21 protein-coding genes are annotated in these 20,096 nt (G+C 60.3%); 12 read left to right on the plus strand and 9 right to left on the minus strand.

The window, feature by feature from the left end:
* The first annotated feature begins 33 nt into the window (after positions 1-33).
* The 8 genes from FQ320_RS10770 (at position 34) to FQ320_RS10805 (ending at position 6,661) form a co-directional block, all read left to right on the plus strand.
* Positions 34-834 carry a S49 family peptidase gene (locus FQ320_RS10770; protein WP_148472071.1) on the plus strand — a complete coding sequence of 267 codons (801 nt, stop codon included), beginning with the start codon at positions 34-36 and terminating at the stop codon, positions 832-834.
* A gap of 4 nt (positions 835-838) precedes the next feature.
* On the plus strand, positions 839-1,018 hold the full coding sequence (locus FQ320_RS26405; protein WP_148472073.1) for a hypothetical protein: 180 nt from the start codon (positions 839-841) through the stop codon (positions 1,016-1,018).
* Between the two features lies 1 nt (position 1,019).
* Complete coding sequence (locus FQ320_RS10780; RefSeq protein WP_148472075.1) at positions 1,020-1,958, plus strand: calcium/sodium antiporter; 939 nt, start codon at positions 1,020-1,022, stop codon at positions 1,956-1,958.
* A 12-nt stretch (positions 1,959-1,970) separates the two neighbouring features.
* On the plus strand, positions 1,971-2,756 hold the full coding sequence (locus tag FQ320_RS10785; RefSeq protein ID WP_148472077.1) for an SDR family oxidoreductase: 786 nt from the start codon (positions 1,971-1,973) through the stop codon (positions 2,754-2,756).
* A 300-nt stretch (positions 2,757-3,056) separates the two neighbouring features.
* Positions 3,057-4,934 (plus strand): excinuclease ABC subunit UvrC, encoded by a 1,878-nt coding sequence (gene uvrC / locus FQ320_RS10790; protein ID WP_148472079.1) that lies wholly within the window; start codon positions 3,057-3,059, stop codon positions 4,932-4,934.
* Positions 4,935-5,260: 326 nt separating this feature from the next.
* A complete protein-coding gene (gene pgsA / locus FQ320_RS10795) occupies positions 5,261-5,932 on the plus strand; it encodes a CDP-diacylglycerol--glycerol-3-phosphate 3-phosphatidyltransferase (protein ID WP_148472081.1) in 672 nt (223 codons plus the stop codon).
* 22 nt (positions 5,933-5,954) lie between these two features.
* Positions 5,955-6,203 carry a molybdopterin converting factor subunit 1 gene (moaD, locus tag FQ320_RS10800; protein ID WP_148472083.1) on the plus strand — a complete coding sequence of 83 codons (249 nt, stop codon included), beginning with the start codon at positions 5,955-5,957 and terminating at the stop codon, positions 6,201-6,203.
* Positions 6,203-6,661, plus strand: a complete 459-nt coding sequence (locus FQ320_RS10805) for a molybdenum cofactor biosynthesis protein MoaE (RefSeq protein ID WP_148472085.1) — start codon at positions 6,203-6,205, stop codon at positions 6,659-6,661. Before moaD ends, FQ320_RS10805 begins: the two co-directional genes overlap by 1 nt.
* Positions 6,662-6,783: 122 nt before the next feature.
* Here FQ320_RS10805 and FQ320_RS10810 read toward each other — a convergent pair whose 3' ends face one another.
* Positions 6,784-6,906, minus strand: coding sequence for a hypothetical protein (locus tag FQ320_RS10810; protein WP_370513050.1), 123 nt, complete (start codon positions 6,904-6,906; stop codon positions 6,784-6,786).
* Between the two features lie 211 nt (positions 6,907-7,117).
* Here FQ320_RS10810 and FQ320_RS10815 point away from each other — a divergent pair, with 211 nt between their 5' ends.
* From FQ320_RS10815 to FQ320_RS10825, 3 genes are all read left to right on the plus strand, one after another.
* Positions 7,118-8,125 (plus strand): LLM class flavin-dependent oxidoreductase, encoded by a 1,008-nt coding sequence (locus FQ320_RS10815; protein WP_148472087.1) that lies wholly within the window; start codon positions 7,118-7,120, stop codon positions 8,123-8,125.
* Positions 8,126-8,328: 203 nt separating this feature from the next.
* Positions 8,329-8,907 (plus strand): TRAP transporter small permease subunit, encoded by a 579-nt coding sequence (locus FQ320_RS10820; protein WP_148472089.1) that lies wholly within the window; start codon positions 8,329-8,331, stop codon positions 8,905-8,907.
* Positions 8,907-10,298 carry a TRAP transporter large permease subunit gene (locus tag FQ320_RS10825; protein ID WP_148472091.1) on the plus strand — a complete coding sequence of 464 codons (1,392 nt, stop codon included), beginning with the start codon at positions 8,907-8,909 and terminating at the stop codon, positions 10,296-10,298. The genes FQ320_RS10820 and FQ320_RS10825 overlap by 1 nt, the downstream gene beginning before the upstream one ends.
* Before the next feature lie 58 nt (positions 10,299-10,356).
* Here FQ320_RS10825 and FQ320_RS10830 read toward each other — a convergent pair whose 3' ends face one another.
* From FQ320_RS10830 to FQ320_RS10865, 8 genes are all read right to left on the minus strand, one after another.
* Complete coding sequence (locus tag FQ320_RS10830; protein WP_148472093.1) at positions 10,357-11,004, minus strand: hypothetical protein; 648 nt, start codon at positions 11,002-11,004, stop codon at positions 10,357-10,359.
* A gap of 168 nt (positions 11,005-11,172) precedes the next feature.
* A complete protein-coding gene (locus tag FQ320_RS10835) occupies positions 11,173-12,267 on the minus strand; it encodes a TRAP transporter substrate-binding protein (protein WP_148472095.1) in 1,095 nt (364 codons plus the stop codon).
* Positions 12,268-12,514: 247 nt separating this feature from the next.
* Positions 12,515-12,901 carry a monovalent cation/H(+) antiporter subunit G gene (locus FQ320_RS10840; RefSeq protein ID WP_148472097.1) on the minus strand — a complete coding sequence of 129 codons (387 nt, stop codon included), beginning with the start codon at positions 12,899-12,901 and terminating at the stop codon, positions 12,515-12,517.
* A complete protein-coding gene (locus FQ320_RS10845) occupies positions 12,898-13,185 on the minus strand; it encodes a K+/H+ antiporter subunit F (protein ID WP_148472099.1) in 288 nt (95 codons plus the stop codon). The genes FQ320_RS10840 and FQ320_RS10845 overlap by 4 nt, the downstream gene beginning before the upstream one ends.
* Positions 13,182-13,682 carry a Na+/H+ antiporter subunit E gene (locus tag FQ320_RS10850; protein WP_148472101.1) on the minus strand — a complete coding sequence of 167 codons (501 nt, stop codon included), beginning with the start codon at positions 13,680-13,682 and terminating at the stop codon, positions 13,182-13,184. The genes FQ320_RS10845 and FQ320_RS10850 overlap by 4 nt, the downstream gene beginning before the upstream one ends.
* 1 nt (position 13,683) lies before the next feature.
* Positions 13,684-15,228: a monovalent cation/H+ antiporter subunit D gene (locus tag FQ320_RS10855; protein ID WP_148472102.1), complete on the minus strand. Its 1,545-nt coding sequence runs from the start codon at positions 15,226-15,228 to the stop codon at positions 13,684-13,686.
* Positions 15,225-15,620, minus strand: coding sequence for a Na+/H+ antiporter subunit C (locus tag FQ320_RS10860; protein WP_255509465.1), 396 nt, complete (start codon positions 15,618-15,620; stop codon positions 15,225-15,227). Before FQ320_RS10860 ends, FQ320_RS10855 begins: the two co-directional genes overlap by 4 nt.
* Position 15,621: 1 nt before the next feature.
* Complete coding sequence (locus tag FQ320_RS10865; protein WP_148472104.1) at positions 15,622-18,480, minus strand: monovalent cation/H+ antiporter subunit A; 2,859 nt, start codon at positions 18,478-18,480, stop codon at positions 15,622-15,624.
* A gap of 519 nt (positions 18,481-18,999) precedes the next feature.
* Between FQ320_RS10865 and FQ320_RS10870 the strand changes: the two genes are divergently transcribed.
* Positions 19,000-20,094 (plus strand): efflux RND transporter periplasmic adaptor subunit, encoded by a 1,095-nt coding sequence (locus tag FQ320_RS10870; protein ID WP_148472106.1) that lies wholly within the window; start codon positions 19,000-19,002, stop codon positions 20,092-20,094.
* Positions 20,095-20,096 lie beyond the last annotated feature (2 nt).

Raw genomic sequence — 20,096 nt, forward strand, 5'->3', positions numbered from 1 at the left:
GTTGCCGGCCTCCGGCCACTCTACATGATTGGTATGGCGCGTTTCATTCCTTTCACGAAGAACACCCCCGTTGTTGCGGTCCTGCGTCTGCATGGCGTGATTGCCAGCGGCGCGCGCGGCACGGTGCTGAACGATGCCGGGCTGGCCGGAATGATCGAAAAGGCATTTGCCAAGGGCAAGCCCAAGGCAGTGGCCCTGTCGATCAATTCACCCGGCGGCAGCCCTGTGCAATCCTCTCTGATCGCGGCGCGCATCCGGCGGCTGTCGGCGGAAAAGAACGTGCCAGTCCACGCCTTTGTCGAAGATGTCGCCGCTTCGGGCGGTTACTGGCTGGCCACGGCAGCAGATCACATCTGGGCGGATGAAACCTCGATCGTCGGTTCTGTCGGGGTGATTTCAGCCGGGTTCGGACTGGACCGCTTTATCGAGCGTCACGGGATTGACCGGCGGGTCTATACGGCAGGTCAGTCGAAAAGCATGCTGGACCCGTTCCAGCCTGAAAAGCCCGAAGATATCGCCCGTCTGCGCAGCCTGCACGATGCGATTCATGCCACGTTCATTGCACAGGTGAAATCACGCCGGGGCGCAAAGCTCGCCACCGACCGCGATCTATTTACCGGGGATATCTGGGTCGGACAGGGCGCGCAGGATGTGGGGCTGATCGACGGGATCGCCCATCTGGTGCCAAAGATGAAACAGTTGTTCGGCGACAAGGTGCGCTTTGCCGTTCATCAACAGCGTCGTCCGTTCCTGTCGCGGTTCGGTCTGGCGATGAGCGAGGCGGTTATGGCCTCGGTCGCAGAACGCACCGCCTTCGCCCGGTTCGGGCTGTAGGCGCATGATCAAAGTTGTCAGTCTTTTCCTGATCTGCATTGTGGTACTCGCGATGTTCGGCAAACTGCGGTTTCCCGGACAGGCACGACTGAAATCAATGAAATGCAAGGGTTGCGGGCGATACCGGATCGGCAAGGGTCCGTGTGACTGCGGTGCCGGACCGCGCGGCGGAACAAGGGGCTGAGATGGATTTGATGATGGCGGGTCTCGGCCTGCTGATTCTGGTATTGGCCGGTGATGCGTTGGTCCGGGGTGCGGTGAACATGTCGCTGCGGCTGGGTGTTCCGGCGCTGATCGTGTCTCTGACCATCGTGGCCTTTGGGACGTCAGCCCCGGAACTGCTGGTGTCGATCAATGCGATCCGCTTGGGGTCGCCTGGCATCGCGCTGGGTAACGTAGTGGGGTCGAACACCGCCAATGTACTCCTTGTGCTGGGAATTCCGGCGATGATTTCGGTCATCCACATGACCGGCTCGGACACGCGCAAAAGCTATCTGATGATGCTTGGCGCATCGGCGCTGTTCATTGCGCTGTGCTTTGCCGGGCCGCTGACCTGGTGGCACGGTCTGATCCTGCTGGCGGGGATGCTGGTGATGCTGGGCGATCAGCTTCGCGATGCCTTGGCGCACCGCCGCGCCGGTCAGGACGCGGAAGAAGTGGAAGGCGCCGATCCGTCCATGCGTTGGTGGAAGATCAGCATGTTTCTGGTGCTGGGCCTGATCGGGCTGCCGCTGGGCGCTGATCTGCTGGTTGATGCCTCAACCGCCATCGCGCGGCGGTATGGCGTCAGCGAAACCGTGATCGGGCTGACGCTGGTTGCGATTGGCACGTCGCTGCCCGAGCTGGCGACGACGGTGATGGCGGCGATCCGGCGGCAGGCGGATGTGGCCATGGGAAACGTCATCGGATCGAACATGTTCAACCTGTTGGGGATCATGGGGATTGCCGCGCTGGTCGGCCCGATCCCGGTCGAGGCCCGGTTCCTGAGCTTTGATCTGTGGGTGATGCTGGCGTCTGGGCTGGTGCTTGCGCCCTTTGTCTTTCTGCGTTGGCGGATGGGGCGGCGGTGGGGCATCGGATTTACCGCGCTTTATCTTGTCTATCTTCTACTGGTCATCTGGTAGGCGGAGGGTTTCATGATCGGCAAACGCGCCCTTGTTACCGGTGGCGGCAGACGGCTGGGCAGCGCCATGGCGCTGTTTCTGGCCGGTCGCGGATTCGACGTGGCGGTGCATTACCATGAATCGGCTGATGCTGCCGCGTCAGTGGTGGATGAAATCCGCGCATTGGGGCGTCAGGCGGTCGCGCTGCAGGCAGATCTGCTGGACGAAGGCGCGACATTCGCGCTGATCCCTGCTGCGGTCGCGGCTTTGGGTGGGCCGCTGAATGTCCTGGTCAACAATGCCTCGGTGTTCGAACATGACGATATCGCGACGGCGACGCGCGAAAGCTGGGACAGGCATCTGGGCAGCAACCTGCGCGCGCCCTTTGTCCTGACTCAAGCCATGGCACGGATTGTGCCTGAGCCGTTGCGGGACGACGCAGACGAACCGGTGGCGCGGGGGTTGGTGATCAACATGATCGATCAGCGGGTGCGCAATCTCACACCGGAATTCATGAGCTATACCATCGCCAAGATGGGCCTGTGGGCGTTCACCCGCACCGCCGCTCAGGCTCTTGCGCCCCGGGTGCGTGTCAATGCCATCGGGCCGGGGCCAACACTCAAGGCGAGCGAACAAACCGCCAAGCAGTTTGCCGATCAGCGCGCCACGACCATCCTGAAACGGGGCGCGAACCCGGACGACATCACTGCGGCGCTTGGATATTTCCTGGATGCGCCGGGGGTCACCGGACAGCTTCTGTGTGTTGATGGCGGTGAGCATCTGGCGTGGGAAACCGCCGATGTTCAGGGCCTCAAGTAACCCTTGCACAGACTTCCCCGGCGTCAGTTGTACACTGGCAAGACGCGAATCTCGCAGCCGTTAAGATTCTGTGAGAGTTTTCAGTCGTTTGCAGTGGTGTGAAGATTTATTGATGAAAAACAGCAAATTACCGATGCGCCCAAAAAACAGGCAACCCGATGAAACCTGCCGAAACCAAGGGGAATTTCGACATGACCCAAGGTTGTCCGCAGACTTATCCACAGATTCAGTGGACACAACAGGTGTTGCGTACGACCGGCGGCTATTGCAGACGCGGGCGGGAATCACGAAGTTCTGCACATGACCCAGCCCGCCCCCCCCCAGCCTGATACGCCACCGACCGGCCACGCTTGTATCGCCGGATATCTCAGGACGCTCGACAACTCGCCGGGTGTGTACCGGATGCTCGATGCGCGGGGTGCGGTCCTGTACGTCGGCAAGGCACGCAACCTGAAAAAGCGCGTCAGCAACTATGCCAATCCGAACGGCCATAGTGCGCGCATTGACCGGATGATCGGCGCCACCGCGTCGATGATGTTTCTGACCACAAGGACGGAAACCGAGGCGCTGTTGCTGGAACAGAACCTGATCAAGCAGTTGAAGCCCAAATTCAACGTGCTGCTGCGGGATGACAAGTCGTTCCCGAACATCCTTGTGACCGGCGATCACGACTTTCCGATGATCAAGAAACACCGGGGCGCGAAAAAGGAAAAGGGCAGCTATTATGGCCCCTTCGCCTCGGCGGGGGCGGTGACCCGCACGCTGACTCAGTTGCAACGGGTGTTCCTGCTGCGCAACTGCACGGATTCGGTGTTTGAATCCCGCACGCGCCCCTGTCTGCAATATCAGATCAAACGCTGTTCTGCGCCCTGTGTCGGATATGTAGACCGGGGGGAATACGGCGCATTGGTCAGGGATGCCGAACAGTTCCTGCAAGGAAAAACCACAAAGGTTCAGTCCGAACTTGCGCGGGAAATGGACGAGGCCAGCGCGGCGACGGAGTTTGAACGCGCCGCCGCCCTGCGCGACCGGATCCGCGCGCTGACTCAGGTGCAGGCCGGACAGGGCATCAACCCGCAAGGCGTGGCCGAGGCTGACGTGATTGCGCTGCATATGGATCAGGGCCAGGCCTGTGTTCAGGTATTTTTCATCCGCGCTCATCAAAACTGGGGCAACCACGATTATTACCCCCGCACAGGACTGGGCGCCGGTCCGACCGAGGTGATGGAGGGCTTCGTCGGACAGTTCTATGCCGACCGCGAACCACCGCCGCTGCTGCTGCTGTCGGATGCGATCGAAGAACCCGATCTGATGGCGGCGGCTTTGGCGGAAAAGCTGGGCAAACGGGTAGAGATCTCGGTCCCACAGCGCGGCGAAAAGGCCGATCTGGTGCAGGGCGCCCTGCGCAACGCCCGCGAAAGTCTGGCGCGCAAGATGGCCGAAAGCGCGACCCAAACCCGGCTTTTGGCCGGGCTGGCCGAGGCGTTTGACCTGCCCGAACCGCCGAAACGGATCGAGGTTTACGACAACAGCCACATACAGGGCACCAATGCAGTGGGCGGGATGATCGTCGCCGGTCCCGAAGGGCTGATCAAGAACCAGTACCGAAAGTTCAACATCAAGGGCACCGATCTGACCCCGGGCGACGATTTCGGCATGATGCGAGAGGTGATGACCCGTCGATTCTCACGCCTGTTGAAGGAAGACCCTGAACGCACATCCGGCGCATGGCCTGACCTGCTGTTGATCGACGGCGGACAGGGGCAGGTTTCGGCGGTGCGCGGTGTGATGCAAGAGATGGGCGTCGGCGACATCGCCATGGTTGGCGTCGCCAAAGGCGTGGACCGCGATCTGGGGAAAGAGGAATTCCACCGCACCGGCAAATCGCCCATGGCCCTGCGCCACAACGACCCGGTGCTTTATTTCATTCAACGTCTGCGGGACGAGGTGCACCGGTTCGCAATCGGTGCGCACCGCGCCAAGCGGGCCAAGGCGGTGGGTGCCACGCCGCTCGACGATGTGCCCGGCGTAGGGGCCACCCGCAAACGCGCGCTGCTGTCGCATTTCGGCAGCGCCAAGGCCGTGGCGCGCGCCGACCTCAAGGATCTCATGGCGGTGGATGGGATTTCCGCCACGCTGGCCGAAACGATCTATGGGTTTTTTCACGAACGGGGCTGATGATCGGACGGGATGTGTTTCCCGGGCAAGCGGACGGGTTTTAGCTTCTCACTTGTCCGACGGGACTGGGGCCATGCCCCGCGCCAGACTGAGTGCCAGCGCCTGAAGTATCCCCGTCATGCCATCGCGGATTCGCCGCTTTCGATCATGTCGAGCGCCCGGAACAACGGCATATGCCGGATCTCGAAGTTCTCCCCCTCAGAGGCTGGCCAAGTTCATCCGGATGATGCCCGCCCCTTCGAGGTCTACGGAAAAAAACAGGCGGTTCGCGCCCAGATCACGAAGCGATCTTCCAACTGCGGCGCCAAGGCGGTATCTCTGGTCCCATGACATGGAACATTCCGAATATCCTGACGGTTCTCCGTCTGCTTGCCGCACCCGGAGTTGCGGTGATGTTCCTGTATTTCACCCGCCCCTGGGCCGACTGGTTTGCGCTGATGCTGTTTGTGACGGCCGCCCTGACCGATTGGGTCGACGGTTATCTTGCCCGCGCCTGGAAGCAGGAAAGCCGGTTTGGCGCCATGCTTGACCCGATCGCAGACAAGGCGATGGTGGTCATTGCTTTGCTGGTGATCACCGGGTTTTCCGGAATGAACCCATGGATCCTCCTGCCTGCCACGATGATCCTGTTTCGCGAGGTGTTTGTTTCCGGCCTGCGCGAATTCCTTGGTGCCTCGGCGGGGTTGCTGCGGGTTACAAAGCTGGCCAAGTGGAAGACGACGGCGCAGATGGTCGCGTTGTCGATCCTGTTTGCGCAGGGGATCTTTGAGCATTTCTTTGTCATGCAAAGCTTTGGGATGGACCCCGACATCGTGGTCGACATCATCGATGGCGCAGTCGAGGATGAGCTGGGTCTGGTTTGGAAATATTACGGTCTGGTCGGAACATGGTGGGCCGGCGTTATCGGGTTGTGGCTGGCTGCGGCGCTGACTCTGCTCACCGGGTGGGATTATTTCCGCAAGGCCCTGCCATACCTGCGTGACGAGGCGCGGACATGACGACCAAGACGGGAGAGTGCCCATGTTAAACATCGTTTATTTCGCTTGGGTCCGCGAACGCATCGGATTGCCACGCGAAAAAGTCGAAACCGCGGCGGCAACCGTGGCCGATCTGGTGGCCGAGCTGATCGCCCGCGAAGAGCGCTATGCCGTTGCCTTTGCCGATATTTCGGCGCTGCGTGTCGCGGTGGATCAAGAGCTTGTCGGATTCGATGCACCATTGGCCGGGGTGCGCGAGGTGGCATTCTTTCCGCCAATGACGGGCGGCTGATGGTCGTCCGGTTGCAGGAATGGGCCTTTGATGCGGGGGCCGAACTGAACCGCTTTTCCGCGAATGTGACCAGTTCAAAGGTCAATGGCGCGGGCGCGGTGGTCAGTTTCACCGGCGTGGTACGCGACACGGATGACAGGCTGATCCGTATGGAGATCGAGCATTATCCGGCGATGACCGGCCCGGCGATCGAGGCCATGGTCGACCATGCAACGGGATGCTGGGGACTGGCCGGTGCGCTGGTCATCCATCGCTATGGTGCGCTGGAACCCGGCGCGCCCATCATGATGGTGGCGACTGCGGCGCGCCACCGTGCCGATGCCTTTGCAGCGGCGGAATATCTGATGGATTTTCTGAAATCCCGCGCGCCGTTCTGGAAAAAAGAAGTGACAAAGCAGGGCGCGACCTGGGTTGCAGCCCGTGACGACGATGAACAGGCGCTTGACCGCTGGACCTAGGCGATTGGTCCGCGTTCCGCCCGGGCCTGTTCTTCCGGGATGGTCCGGCACCTGTGTCTGTCTCGCGATTTGGTAGTGCCCCGACATTCCGGTTTTGCGGGGCGCTTTGGCAAAACCATTCATCACGCCACCTCGTTGCGGTTTTGTGCAATGCGCATCTGGTCCCGCAACTGATGCAGCATTTCACCAACTTCGGGCGCATACAGGATATCCAAGGGGCGATCGGCCGGCAGGTCCACATCCAACACATGCTGCGTTCGGGCGGGGCGGTCCGACAACACGACAACCGGTATTTGCATTCAACCCGAGGCGCGTTTCATTGAAGCTCCGGCCCGTTCTGGTGATCTGGAACAGGGGCAACATCCCGCTTTGACGATGGATGGCCCAAGCTCTTTGCCCTGGCTGATCTTGGTTTGCGGGACCGCCATGCATAAGTACCGGTGAACGGAGGCGACCATGCAGCAATTCTCACTTCTCGATCTGTCACCAATCCCCGAAGGCGGCACTGCGGCTGACGCTCTTGCCAATACGGTCGATCTGGCCCGTGTAGCCGAGAGTGCCGGCTATCATCGCTACTGGCTGGCCGAACATCACAACATGCCCGGCATCGCCAGCGCCGCGACCTCTATTGTGATCGGACATGTGGCCGCCGCGACCAAATCCATGCGGGTTGGTGCCGGAGGAATCATGCTTCCCAATCACGCGCCACTGGTTATCGCTGAACAATTCGGAACGCTCGCGACACTTTATCCCGGACGGATCGATCTGGGACTGGGCCGCGCCCCCGGCACCGACATGGCCACCGCCCGCGCCCTGCGCCGTCACATGGCGCCGGACGACAGCTTTCCTCAGGATGTGCAGGAACTGATCAGCTATTTCGGGAAAGCGCCCAAGGGAACGCCCGTGCGCGCCATCCCCGGCGAGGATACCCATGTCCCGGTCTGGATTCTGGGCTCCAGTCTCTATGGCGCTCAGCTGGCGGCCTATCTGGGTCTGCCCTATGCCTTCGCCTCGCATTTCGCTCCGGCCATGCTGGAGCAGGCGCTGGACGCCTATCGCAGCACTTTCCGGCCTTCGGAGTGGTTGAAAAAGCCCCATGTGATGATCGCCGCCGGGGTATGTGCGGCGGAAACAGACGCCGAAGCCGCGTTTTTGGCGTCTTCTCAACTTCTTGCCTTCGCGCGTCTCAGAACCGGCAAGCCGGGCAAGCTTCCTCGGCCGATCCACGATGTCGAAAAAGAGATTCCAGCGCCGGTGATGGCGCAGGTCAGGCAGGCGCTGTCCTGTTCCGCCGTAGGCTCGTCCAATACCGTACGCGAAAAGCTCAAAACGATCCTTGATACCTATCGGCCGGACGAACTTATGGTGACTGGAATGATCCACGATCATGGGGCACGGGTCCGGTCATTCAAGATCGCAGCAGAGGTTCTGACCGAGTTGCGCGTGCAACCGGCCACCGCCTAGCTACGGTGGCCGCGACCGCCCGCCTTGGATCGTGGGTTGGGTAATTGGATCGGTTGCCTGTCAGCAGTGCACGGCGCGGCTCTGCTGACAGCCGATTTGAAGCTAACGCTGCGGCGGCAAGGCCGAATACGCATGTAATTCTTGACTTTTGAACGCCGGACTTTGATTGAAGCTTCAAAGAAACGGTCAAAAAGGGGGAGAAGGTGCGTTTTCTGGCCGGATTTGCCGCATCGATATGCGCCGCCAACCTCATCATCGGCAAGACATTCGCCTGGCTGTCGCTGGGCATCGTTGTCGTGTGCTTCACGGTGGTCGTTCAGCGTTATCTCTTTGGGATCAGCTATCTGTGGATGCAGGACCTTTATATCTGGCTGAATGGGGCGATGTTCACCACCGTGGCCGGCTTCGCACTGATGCGCGACGATCATGTTCGGGTCGACATCTTTTACCGTCCGGCCCGGATGCGAACGCGGGCACTGTCCGATCTGATTGGTGTGGTTTTCTTCCTGCTGCCATTCACTTGGGTGGTTTACGCCTATTCGATGCCTTTCGTACTGCGCGCCTGGAGCTATAAAGAGGCTTCGGCGAACGTCGGTGGTATGCCTGGACTTTTCATTCTTAAATCTTTCATCATCGTCTTTGCGGCGCTGATCGCTCTGCAAGGTGTGGCGATGATCATCCGGTCCATTCTGGTACTGTCCGATAACCGGTCACTGGTGCCCGAGGCGATGCGATACTCTCCGGATCAGGTTCGATCTAAATCCCCGAAGGGCGCCGTTTGATGGATCCTGTACTGCTGGGCGAAATCCTCGCCGCGCTGATGTTTTTTGGCGTGATCGGCTTTTTGATGCTTGGCTTTCCGGTCGCCTTCACGCTGGCCGGAGTCTCGTTGTTGTTTGCCGGTGTCGGCCTGTCGGTTGGCGTCTTCGATCCGTCGAACTTTGGCGCGCTGCCCAACCGTTATATCGGCTTCATGACGAACGAGGTGCTGGTGGCTGTGCCGCTGTTCATCTTCATGGGGGTGATGCTGGAACGCAGCCAGATCGCCGAGCAACTGTTGCTGACCATGGGCAAGATGTTCGGCAATATGCGCGGCGGGCTTGGCATTTCGGTGATCCTTGTCGGCGCGATGCTGGCCGCCTCGACCGGGGTGGTCGGTGCGACCGTGGTGACGATGGGGCTGATCTCGCTGCCTGCGATGTTGCGGGCCGGATACGATCCCAAACTGGCCACCGGGGTGATTTGCGCCAGTGGCACGCTTGGCCAGATCATTCCGCCATCGACGGTGCTGATTTTCATGGGCGATATGCTGTCGGGCATCAACTCGCAGGTGCAAATGGCCAAGGGCAATTTCGCCCCTTCGCCGGTGTCCGTAGGCGACCTGTTCGCAGGCGCATTGCTGCCCGGGATATTGCTCGTCTCGCTCTATCTGATTTTTGTGCTGTTCAAAGCGGCGACCGATCCCGCATCCTGCCCTGCCACGCCGGTTCCGCCTGAGGAAAAGGGCGATCTTCTGCGCGAAATCCTTGTGGCGCTGGTTCCGCCCATGCTGCTGATCCTTGCGGTTCTGGGGTCGATCCTTGGCGGGATTGCCACGCCGACCGAAGCCGCCTCTGTCGGTGCGGTGGGTGCGATGATCCTTGCGGCGCTGCGCTGGCGGTTGTCGTTCACCATCCTGCGGGAAACCGTGATCGCCACCGCGACGATCACCAGCATGGTGTTCGTCATCTTGCTGGGCGCATCGGTCTTTTCCGTCGTGTTCCGGATGATGGGTGGCGACAATCTGGTGCATGAATTCCTGTCCAACCTGCCCGGCGGAACACTTGCCGCGGTCGCAGTTGTGATGCTGATCATGTTCTTCCTCGGGTTCATCCTGGACACGTTCGAAATCATCTTCATCGTGATTCCGATCACCGCGCCGGTGCTTCTGGCCCTGGATGTCGACCCGGTCTGGCTGGGCGTTCTGGTGGGGGTGAACCTGCAAACCTCGTTCCTGACCCCGCCCTTTGGTTTCGCGCTGTTCTATCTGCGCGGGGTAGCCCCCGCCGACCTGCCGACCAGTGCTATCTACAAGGGGATCCTGCCCTTCGTGCTGTTGCAGATCGTGGCAATTGCGATCCTGTTCATCTTTCCCGGTATCGTCACATGGTTGCCACGGCTCGTCGCGGGCTAGGGCGCACTGCCGCGCGGCTGGTTTTGCCGTTGCGCGGTGCACACCTCCCGCCGGCCGATCACCATCCAATCGGATGATCCGCGCGATCACTTTCAAGGGTGGCGTGACCGTCCATCGTCGTGATCTCGGTTCCGATGGTCGAGGTGACATTCATATCTCCCCGCGCTCCGATCTCGTCGGCCAGCACCGCACCGCCAAAATCCACGTCAAGCACCTGGTGGCGATCGCCCCAATCCAGAGTGCCGTTGCCGTTCGCAGTTATCCCTCCGCCGTCCTGCACACCGACCAACTGTACGCTGCCACCTGCGCGCGCGCCTTCAGCGTTGTGGAAATTCCACATTGCGCCTGACACCGAATCATTGCCGAAATCGACATTCAGCGCCATGTCGGCAATCAGATCAGGGTTGCTGGTGACGGGGCTACGGCCATCGCCTGTGAACCCGCCGGAAGGACGCAACGCAGCGACGCCGTTGAAGGTGTAGACGCCAGACGTGCGCACGGCGTGGCCTTCGATGCGTTTCGTCGTGTGATAGCCAAAGTCCAGTGCCTCGTACCTGTCATTGAGCGAGTCACGTTTCGCCATGTCGATTTTGCCAGTGAGCGCGGCATCAGGTAGATCCGCGCCGCCGCCGCCCCCCGAACATCCCGCAAGGCCCAGCACAAAGAAGGCGGTTGCGGTCATCCGAATTGCTCCAAGGGTCGTCATGCGTTTGCTCCTGTCGTCGCGCTGTCTTTCTGACCTGCGCTGTCTACGATAGGATCTGACAGGCAATTCCGACGACAAATTGACCAGATTTGGGCGGAAACGCGCAAGCGCGCAGAAAAAAACGCCCGGTGTTTCCAACGGGCGTTTCATTTGCCGTAAACGCGGCGTTCAGTACTTGAGATACTTTTCGCGCGCGGCAACATAGGGCGAATCGATCATTTCGGTGCGCGTACGCACCAGATTCAGTGCCTCGATGAAGCTTTCGGTGGTCTTCTTGACCAGCGGGTCGTCGCTGTTGCGCAGTTCCTCGACCACTTCGATCGACGCCTTGGCACCTGCCTCCATGATGTCATCGGGGAAGTTGCGCACGATCACGCCATGATCGTCGATCAGCGTCTTCAACGCGCGCGGATCGTTGGCGATGAAGTCGGCCGAAACCTGATCGTATTCCGCCTGTGACACATCGCGGATGATCGCCTGAAGATCGTTGGGCAGGTCCTGATACTTTTTCTTGTCGACGACCAGTTCGGTCGCCAGCCCCGATTCTACAAAGGACGGCATATAGTAGTTCTTGGCGACCTGATGGAAGCCAAGCGCCAGATCGTTATAGGGGCCGACGAATTCGGCGGCATCCAGAGTGCCCGACTGCAACGCCTGGAAAATCTCGCCCGCTGCCATGTTGGTGACTGTCGCGCCCAGTTTCTCCCAGACCTGACCACCCAGACCGGGGGTGCGGAAACGGATGCCCTTGACGTCTTCGACACTTTTCAGCTCGTTGCGGAACCAACCGCCGGTCTGTGTGCCGGTGTTGCCGGACAAAAAGCCCTGTACGCCGAACTGGTCATAGATCTCGTCCCAGATTTCCTGACCGCCAAGGAAGCGGACCCATGCCGTCAACTCGGGCGTGGTCATGCCATAGGGAACGCCGGTAAAGAACGACAGTGCTGGCGATTTGTTCTGCCAGTAATAGGCGGCACCATGGCTCATTTCTGCGGTGCCATCGATCACGGCATCCAGCGACTGAAGCGGCGGAACCAATTCGCCTGCGGAATAGACCTGAACGGTCAGGCGACCGCCCGAAGCAGCCGTGATGCGATCCGCCAGACGCTGTGCACCAACCCCAAGACCGGGAAAGTTCTTTGGCCAGGTCGTGACCATACGCCAGGTGATATTGCCTTGCGCAATGGCCGGAGCGGCCAGACCGCTGGCGGCAGCGCCAGCCCCGATAACCCCTGCACTGCGAATGAATGAACGACGATCCATGTTGTCTCCTCCCGAGTTGGTAAAGTCTTGCAAGCAGCGTGTCAGTCAACCTTAGCGACCCGCCTTGGAGACAGATAATCCGCCGTTTCCGGAAATGTCCATGCCAAGGAGCATTCAAGCGCAATCAGAGATGAAGTCTGAAATTCCCGCGCCGCATGTGGCGGAAAAAATCGCCAGACATGTCTGTCGCGTCAAGTGTCCAAACCCCACAGCGGATGGGCCGCAGAATGCCGGGGCGCAGTCCGGTTCAGGTCTGCATTTCCTCGATCTCGCGATCTTCTTCGGGCACGTTCAGTGTCGACCACATCTCGTCTCCCGGCAACGTCGGGGGCGGGGAACATTCGCGCTTGTGCATATTCACCCGCGCCATGAAATTGGCCGAGGCCGGCGCCGTCGCGAACAGAAAAGCCAGGATCAGCAGTTCGTGCAGCGATCCCGCGCCAAATGCATAAGAGTGGATCATCGATGCCAGAAGGAATGCGCCGGTGCCCAGCGTGCCTGCCTTTGTCGGCGCATGCAGCCGCATCATCGCATCGTTGAGCTTGAGCAGGCCAAGTGCGGCGACGAAAGAAAAGATCAGACCAATCACAAGCAGGATCGCAATTGCCAGCGTGGCGATGAGTTGCAGTGTCATTCGATGATGTCTCCGCGCAGCACAAAGCGGGCATAGGCGACGGTCGACACAAAGCCCAGCATGGCAATGATCAGCGAGGCCTCGAAATAGATCGCGCTGCCCTGCGCGATGCCCAGCAGCACGATCAGCCCGATTGCGTTGATGAACATTGTATCAAGCGCAAGGATGCGGTCACCGGTGCCGGGGCCGATCCACAGGCGGACCATCGCCATGATCTGCGCCAAGGCCACGATCACGAAGGCTGCGTAAAGCGCCCAGTTCATCAGATCTGTCGCGAGGGTCATCGGAATATCTCCATCAAACGTCGCTCGTATCGGTTCTTGATATCGTCGCGCACCGCGTCCGGGTCTGATGCATCGAGCGCATGCACCAGAAGGAAACGACCGCTGTCCGACAGATCCGCGGATACGGTTCCGGGGGTCAGCGTGATCGTGCTGGCAAGGATGGCAATCGCCTCGGGCGTGCGCAGGTCCAGCGGGATGACAATCCAGGCGGGGCGCATCCGGTCGTTCGATTTCGTCAGTACGATCCACGCGACCTGGACGTTGGCGACGATGATGTCCCACATCACCAGAAGGCAATACAGGAACATGCGCCAACCGGACAGGCGTTGCGGCCGGTCGGGCCACCAGCGGGCGGTCCCGATGGGGATCACGATGCCGATGATCAGACCAAAGACCGCCATTCCGGGCGTGAATTCGGCCTGCAACAGGATCCACACAACGGCCAAAAGCAACGTGAGGTATGGATGGGGCAGCAGCCGTTGGATGGCATTCCTCATATCAATGCGCCTCGTCTGAAGAATCGGAGAGCTTGCCCGGCGTGTCGAGAACCGTCGAGACATAGCGGTCCGGCGCAAAGAGTTGTTGCGCGATCGCCGCAGTATATCCGGTCATCGGCCCCGCGAAAACAGTGTGCGCCACCAGCAGCGCCACAAGCCCACCGACAGCAACAAAGCACAGGGCCGGTGGTCGCGCAGCCGGGGTCGCTTCCGGTTCGGGGGGCACGCTGCGCGCCTTCCAGAACAACACCGAACCGGCGCGGGAAAAGCCAATCAGGCTGATCAGACTTGTGCCTAGGACGATCGCCCAGATCCAAACGACCTGTGGTGTGTCGTAGGCGGCGTTGAGGATCAGCAACTTGCCCACAAATCCCGAAAGCGGCGGCAACCCGACCAAGGCGATGGCAACGACGAAAAACAGCGCTGCCGTCAGGCTCGCCCCGGCAATGGGCGGTTGCGCTGAAAATTCGAGAGATGCCCGCCCGCTGCGCACCAGATCCGTGATCAGGAACAGCGCACCGGCGGCCAGCGTGGAGTGAATGATATAGTACAGCGCCGCCGCGATCCCGGCCGGGGTGAACAGCGAAATAGACACCATCACCATGCCCATCGATCCGATAACCGCAAAGGCCACCAACCGGTCAAGCCGTCTGGCCGCCAACACGCCTATCATGCCGACAGCAAGCGACAACAGTGCGGCAGGCAAAAGCCACCAGCCATGCAGGCCCGTGACTGCCTCCAGCTCGGGGGGAAAGATCAATGTATAGACGCGGATGATCGCATAGGCGCCGACCTTGGTCATGATCGCGAACAGGGCGGCAACCGGCGCCGGAGCCTCGGCATAGCTGGACGGCAGCCAGAAATGCAGCGGCACCACCGCAGCCTTGATCGCAAAGACCATCAAAAGCAGAACGGCAGCGACACGGATACCTGCCGTCGCGTCTGCACCGATAAGCTGCACCCTTTGGGCCAGATCGGCCATGTTAAGCGTTCCGGTTTCGGCATAGATCGCCCCGAGCGCAAAAAGGAACAGGGTCGAGCCGAGAAGGTTGAACAGCACATATTGCGTCCCGGCCCGCAGTCGCACGGTGCCTCCGCTGTGGATCATCAGCCCATAGGACGCGATCAGCAGCACTTCGAAAAAGACGAAGAGGTTGAACAGGTCGCCGGTCAGGAACGCCCCCATGATGCCCATGATCTGAAACTGGAACAGCGGGTGAAAATGCCGCCCCCGCGCGTCCCATCCGGACCCGATTGCGTAAAGCAGCACCGGCAGCGACAACAGTACGGTCAGCAGGACCATCAGGGTCGACAGACGATCCGCGACAAGCACGATCCCGAAGGGCGCGGCCCAATCGCTCAGCTGGTACAGTGTCACAGCGCCGTCGGAAGCCTGTATGGCAAGGCCAGCGGAGATCGCCAGCAGAACGACCATCCCAGCAACCGAAATGACGCGCTGAATGTTGATGTGGTGGCGTGCCGCCAGAATAAGGAACGGCGCCAGAAACGCCGGCAGAACGATGGGAAGGATGATCCAGTGCATCATTGGGCATCCTCGGGCCTAAGGTCGGTCGGGAGGTCAGAGGGGACATCTGGCGGTACATCCGTCGGGGGATCGATCAGAGGGTCATCCACATGGTCGTCATCCCCCCCCAGATAGGCACCAAGCGCAATCATCACGACAACGGCGGTCATCCCGAAGGAAATCACGATCGCCGTCAGCACAAGTGCCTGCGGCAGCGGGTCCGTATACAGGAGCGCGTCGGTCAATATCGGCGGCCCTCCGACGGTCAGCCCGCCGGACGCAAAGAGAAACACATTGACCGCATAGGTCAAAAGCGACGTGCCCATGATGACGGGAAAGGTTCTCAGACGCAGCACCAGATAGATACCCGAGGCGGTCAGAAAGCCGATGGCGGAAGCGACAAGAAATTCCATGTTAAGCCTCCATCCCAGCCGATTTGCGGCGCGAATGGTCGCTGTCCTCGGGCGGTTCGCGCCCCGGAACATGCGCCCGACGCGCCAGCCGCGAGAAGCTTTCAAGCGACAGCATCACCGCGCCGAACACGGCAAGAAACACGCCAAGGTCAAACAGGGCGGCTGTCGCCAGTTCGAACTTCTCGAAAGGCGGAATACGGACATAGGTGAAGTCCGAGGTCAGGAACGGTTTGCCGAAGAACCACGATCCGACACCCGTCAGCCCGGCGATCAGAACCCCCGCCCCGATCACCCCGTGGTAGGGATAGCGCAGCCGTTCAGAGGTCCAGGAAAATCCACTGGCCATATATTGCATCACAAAGGCGATCGAGACGATCAGGCCCGCGATGAATCCGCCGCCGGGTTCGTTGTGTCCGCGCAGGAAGATGAAGAACCCGACCATCAGCACAACCGGCATGATCACCCGGGTCAGGACAACCGGCATCAACGAATGGCTGCCGCCCGCGCGGGCCTGATCAGGCTTGCGATTAAGAAGCCGTGCGCGAACCGGCCCCGACAGCAGCGACTCGGTCAGGGCAAAGATCAACAGCGCCGCGATGCCCAGCACGATAATCTCGCCATAGGTGTCGAAGCCACGGAAATCCACGAGGATCACGTTGACAACGTTGGTCCCGCCACCGCCCTTATAGGCATTGGCAAGGTGGAACTCGGATATGCTGGGCGCGACGGGATCGCGCAACAGATAGTAATAGGTCAACCCCATCGCCACAAAACCGCCCGCGACCGCGATGCCACCGTCACGGACACGGCGCAGGATGGTGCTTTCAACCGGGGTGCGGTTGGGAAGGAAATTCAACGCCAGCAACAGCAGGATGATCGTCACCACTTCGACCGTGAGCTGTGTCATGGCGAGGTCCGGCGCGCTGAAGAACACGAAGCCCACAGATACCATAAGCCCGACGATCCCGATCAGGATCAGCGACAGCAGACGGTTGCGATGAAAGACGACCAGTCCACAGGCCGTCAGGACAAGCATCAGCCAACCGGCGAACTGCACCACATTGGCAGGCTGCGGCGCGCGGGTCGCGGGGCCGACCGTGCCGGTGACCCATGCGTGGGCGCCCACGGCAATGACCGTCACCACCATGATCGCTGCGTATCTCGTGAAGGTTCCGTCATGCAGCGGCCGGATCAATCCACGCGACAGCGATACGGTGCCCGCAATGATACTGTCGAAGATACGCTTGGCCTCGGGGCGCGGCGCACCGTCCCACAGGCGCAAGGCAGGCGTGAAGACCGCCAGCATCAGCAGACCGCCCACAACCGCGACGATGGACATATACAGCGGCGGAACAAGTCCGTGCCAGATCTTGAAATGAGCATCCGGCACATCGGCTGTCGTTCCAAGAACCGAAGCGGTGACCATTTTCACGAAAGGCTCGGCCAACGACGGCATCAGACCGATCACCACGACCGGCACGATCAGCAGCGCGGGTGGCAGCCACAAACCCATGCCCGGATCGTGAGGCCTTGCCGGATAATCGTTGCGCACCGGGCCAAGGAAGACGTGGCCGATAAGCCGGAAAGAATAGGCCGCCGAGAACAACGAGCCGAAGACGGCCAGCGCCGGCAGCAGCCATGGCGTGCCGAACAGGGTGGTGTCATAGGCCTCTTCCAGCATCATCTCTTTCGACAGGAAGCCGTTCAAAAGCGGTATGCCCGCCATCGAAAGTGCCGCCAGCGTGGCAATGACAAAGGTGACGGGCATCAGATGGCGCAGACCGCCCAGCTTGCGGATGTCGCGCGTGTGCGTCTCGTGATCGATGATCCCTGCCGACATGAACAACGCCGCCTTGAACGTCGCATGGTTCAGGATATGGAACATCGCGGCCATGGCGCCAAAGGCGGTGCCGGTGCCAAGCAGCATGGTGATCAGACCCAGATGGCTGACCGTCGAAAAGGCCAGCAGCGCCTTGAGGTCATGTTTGAACAGCGCGATCACTGCCCCCAGAACCATGGTAATCAGGCCCGCCGTGGTGACGATCATGAACCATTCCGGCGTGCCCGACAGAACCGGCCACATCCGCGCCATCAGGAATATCCCCGCCTTCACCATGGTGGCGGAATGCAGATAGGCCGAGACCGGCGTCGGTGCGGCCATCGCGTGCGGCAGCCAGAAGTGAAACGGAAACTGTGCCGACTTGGTGAAACATCCCAGCAGGATCAGGATCAGCGCCGGGACGTAAAGCGGTGAGGACTGGATGACCTCGCGGCTTTGCAGGATGATGCTCAGATCATAGCTGCCGACGATCTGACCGAGGATCAGCATCCCCGCGATCATCGCAAGGCCACCCATGCCCGTCACAGTCAGCGCCATACGCGCGCCCTGCCTGCCTTCGGGAAGATGCTTCCAATAGCCGATGAGCAGGAAAGAGGAGAGCGAGGTCAGTTCCCAGAACACAAGAAGAAGCAGGACGTTGTCGCTCAGCACGATACCGACCATCGCGCCCTGAAACAGCAGCAGATAGGTAAAGAACTCGCCCATGTTGTCTTCGCGGGCAAGATAGTGCCGCGCATAGGCGATGATCAACAGGCCGATGGTCAGGATCAGCGCGGCAAAAAAGAACCCCAGACCATCCAGCATCAGCGTAAAGTTCAGCCCGAGCAGCGGAATCCAGTCGAACCGCGCCGTCACGAGTTCACCCGCAAGCACGGCAGGAAGATTCGTCAAAAGCCCGATCAGGGCCAGCAAACTGACCGTAAATGTAACCCCGGCACAGGCCTTACGGCCAGCCGAATTCATCAGACCCGGAAGCATCGCCCCCAGAAAGGGCAGGGCAACAACGAGAAAAAGGGACACGCAAGCTCCTGGTTTGAGGCCGGTCAATTATGCCGTTGTGTTAAAAAACGCTCACGATCACAAGAGAAGCCGACAGATTGACTGCGATACCGTGGATGATGTCCGACGCTGTTGCACAAAGGCCCGCGCCGGTTTACCGCCCCGGCGCCTGAGACATCACCTTCAATTTGGCCTCACAACCTGTTCGAGGAAATCACCCCTTGTGGTTTGAATTGGCCGCAGGTTTCCCGGTGGGGCCAATAATAAAAGAGGATTTCCGGTCGATCGCCTTGGGTCGTCACCGCTGACCGGTCTTCATCTGCCAAAGTTGACGCGACGGAACCAGAAAAATCCAGCGCCCGGCACACGAAGGCCGAAACCGGTTACGCCGCAGGTTACAAATTTTTGTTACATCAAACTCCGCTCTCAAAATTGACATTCGCGGCACAATATAGGACTCAGCACCACGCATAATTCAGAGCTTCGGCTGCGAACGGTTGGAATTTTGCGTTCATGTTCCCCCAACGGCCGGAGATATCAATGAAAAAGCGCCTCGCAATAGCAATTGTACTGCTCGGGTTGGTCGTGGGCGGAATCGTCTGGTTCAACCAGTTCCGCGACAAGATGATCGCAGAGTTCTTTGCTGGCAGGAAGGCGCCCCCCGTGGCGGTATCGGTTGTGGAAGTCGAGCCCATCGCCTGGAATTCCGGCATCGATGCCATCGGCACCGCCTTGTCGGCGCAGGGTGTCGATCTGGCGATCGAGGCAGGCGGTTTGGTGCGTGACGTCCTGTTCAAGGCCAATGACAAAGTCGTCCTGGATCAAAAGTTGGTACAGATTGACGAACGCATCGAGCAAGCCGATCTGGGTGCCGCGCAGGCATCTCTTGATCTGGCCGTCACACAGCTGGAGCGGAACAAGACCCTTCAGGAACGCGGCATCAGCACCACCAACACAGTGGACACCGCCGAAGTTCAGGAAAAAAGCGCGCGCGCGCAGGTTGCCAAACTGACGGCAATTCTGGACCAAAAGGAAATGCGCGCCCCGTTCAGTGGCGTCATCGGCATCTCAAAGGTCGAGCCGGGTCAATATGTGACGCCCGGGATGATCTATGCAACGCTGCAAAATCTTGAGCGCATGCAGGTAGATTTCACTGTTCCCGAGCAGGAAATTTCCCGCGTGTCGATCGGCGCCCCAGTCACCGCAAAGACCGAGGCGGGGGAAACGCAGTATTCAGGAAGCATCATCGCGGTCGAGCCGCGCGTCGATCCGGTTTCCCGTTTGGTGAGCGTCCGCGCATTGATCGAAGGCACCGATGGGACGCTGTTCCCGGGACAGTTCCTGCGGGTGCGGGTCACCCTTCCGGTTGAGGAAGGCATTCTGGTCCTGCCGCAGACTGCCGTCAGCTCCAGCCTTTATGGCGATTCCGTTTTCGTCGTGCGCAAGGGCGAAGACGATGCGCTGAGCGTGACACAGGTGTTCGTCGATGTCGGACGCCGCTCGGGCAGCATGGTGGAAATATCGAAGGGTCTGACCGCAGGCGACGAAGTCGTGAACGCGGGCCAGAACCGACTGACGGGTGGTGCCGCCGTGGTGATCGACAATACGGTCTCGCCCAAAGCGTCGCTGGAATAGGG

It is taken from the genome of Oceaniovalibus sp. ACAM 378 (assembly GCF_008085915.1).
In the GTDB taxonomy this organism is placed as follows: Bacteria; Pseudomonadota; Alphaproteobacteria; order Rhodobacterales; family Rhodobacteraceae; genus Oceaniglobus.

Coding starts and splice junctions, on each gene's coding strand:
- FQ320_RS10770 (WP_148472071.1), top strand. CDS start 34: ATGGCGCGTTTCATTCCTTTCACGAAGAACACCCCCGTTGTTGCGGTC.
- FQ320_RS26405 (WP_148472073.1), top strand. CDS start 839: ATGATCAAAGTTGTCAGTCTTTTCCTGATCTGCATTGTGGTACTCGCG.
- FQ320_RS10780 (WP_148472075.1), top strand. CDS start 1,020: ATGGATTTGATGATGGCGGGTCTCGGCCTGCTGATTCTGGTATTGGCC.
- FQ320_RS10785 (WP_148472077.1), top strand. CDS start 1,971: ATGATCGGCAAACGCGCCCTTGTTACCGGTGGCGGCAGACGGCTGGGC.
- uvrC (WP_148472079.1), top strand. CDS start 3,057: ATGACCCAGCCCGCCCCCCCCCAGCCTGATACGCCACCGACCGGCCAC.
- pgsA (WP_148472081.1), top strand. CDS start 5,261: ATGACATGGAACATTCCGAATATCCTGACGGTTCTCCGTCTGCTTGCC.
- moaD (WP_148472083.1), top strand. CDS start 5,955: ATGTTAAACATCGTTTATTTCGCTTGGGTCCGCGAACGCATCGGATTG.
- FQ320_RS10805 (WP_148472085.1), top strand. CDS start 6,203: ATGGTCGTCCGGTTGCAGGAATGGGCCTTTGATGCGGGGGCCGAACTG.
- FQ320_RS10815 (WP_148472087.1), top strand. CDS start 7,118: ATGCAGCAATTCTCACTTCTCGATCTGTCACCAATCCCCGAAGGCGGC.
- FQ320_RS10825 (WP_148472091.1), top strand. CDS start 8,907: ATGGATCCTGTACTGCTGGGCGAAATCCTCGCCGCGCTGATGTTTTTT.
- FQ320_RS10830 (WP_148472093.1), bottom strand. CDS start 11,004: ATGACGACCCTTGGAGCAATTCGGATGACCGCAACCGCCTTCTTTGTG.
- FQ320_RS10835 (WP_148472095.1), bottom strand. CDS start 12,267: ATGGATCGTCGTTCATTCATTCGCAGTGCAGGGGTTATCGGGGCTGGC.
- FQ320_RS10840 (WP_148472097.1), bottom strand. CDS start 12,901: ATGACACTGCAACTCATCGCCACGCTGGCAATTGCGATCCTGCTTGTG.
- FQ320_RS10845 (WP_148472099.1), bottom strand. CDS start 13,185: ATGACCCTCGCGACAGATCTGATGAACTGGGCGCTTTACGCAGCCTTC.
- FQ320_RS10850 (WP_148472101.1), bottom strand. CDS start 13,682: ATGAGGAATGCCATCCAACGGCTGCTGCCCCATCCATACCTCACGTTG.
- FQ320_RS10855 (WP_148472102.1), bottom strand. CDS start 15,228: ATGATGCACTGGATCATCCTTCCCATCGTTCTGCCGGCGTTTCTGGCG.
- FQ320_RS10860 (WP_255509465.1), bottom strand. CDS start 15,620: ATGGAATTTCTTGTCGCTTCCGCCATCGGCTTTCTGACCGCCTCGGGT.
- FQ320_RS10870 (WP_148472106.1), top strand. CDS start 19,000: ATGAAAAAGCGCCTCGCAATAGCAATTGTACTGCTCGGGTTGGTCGTG.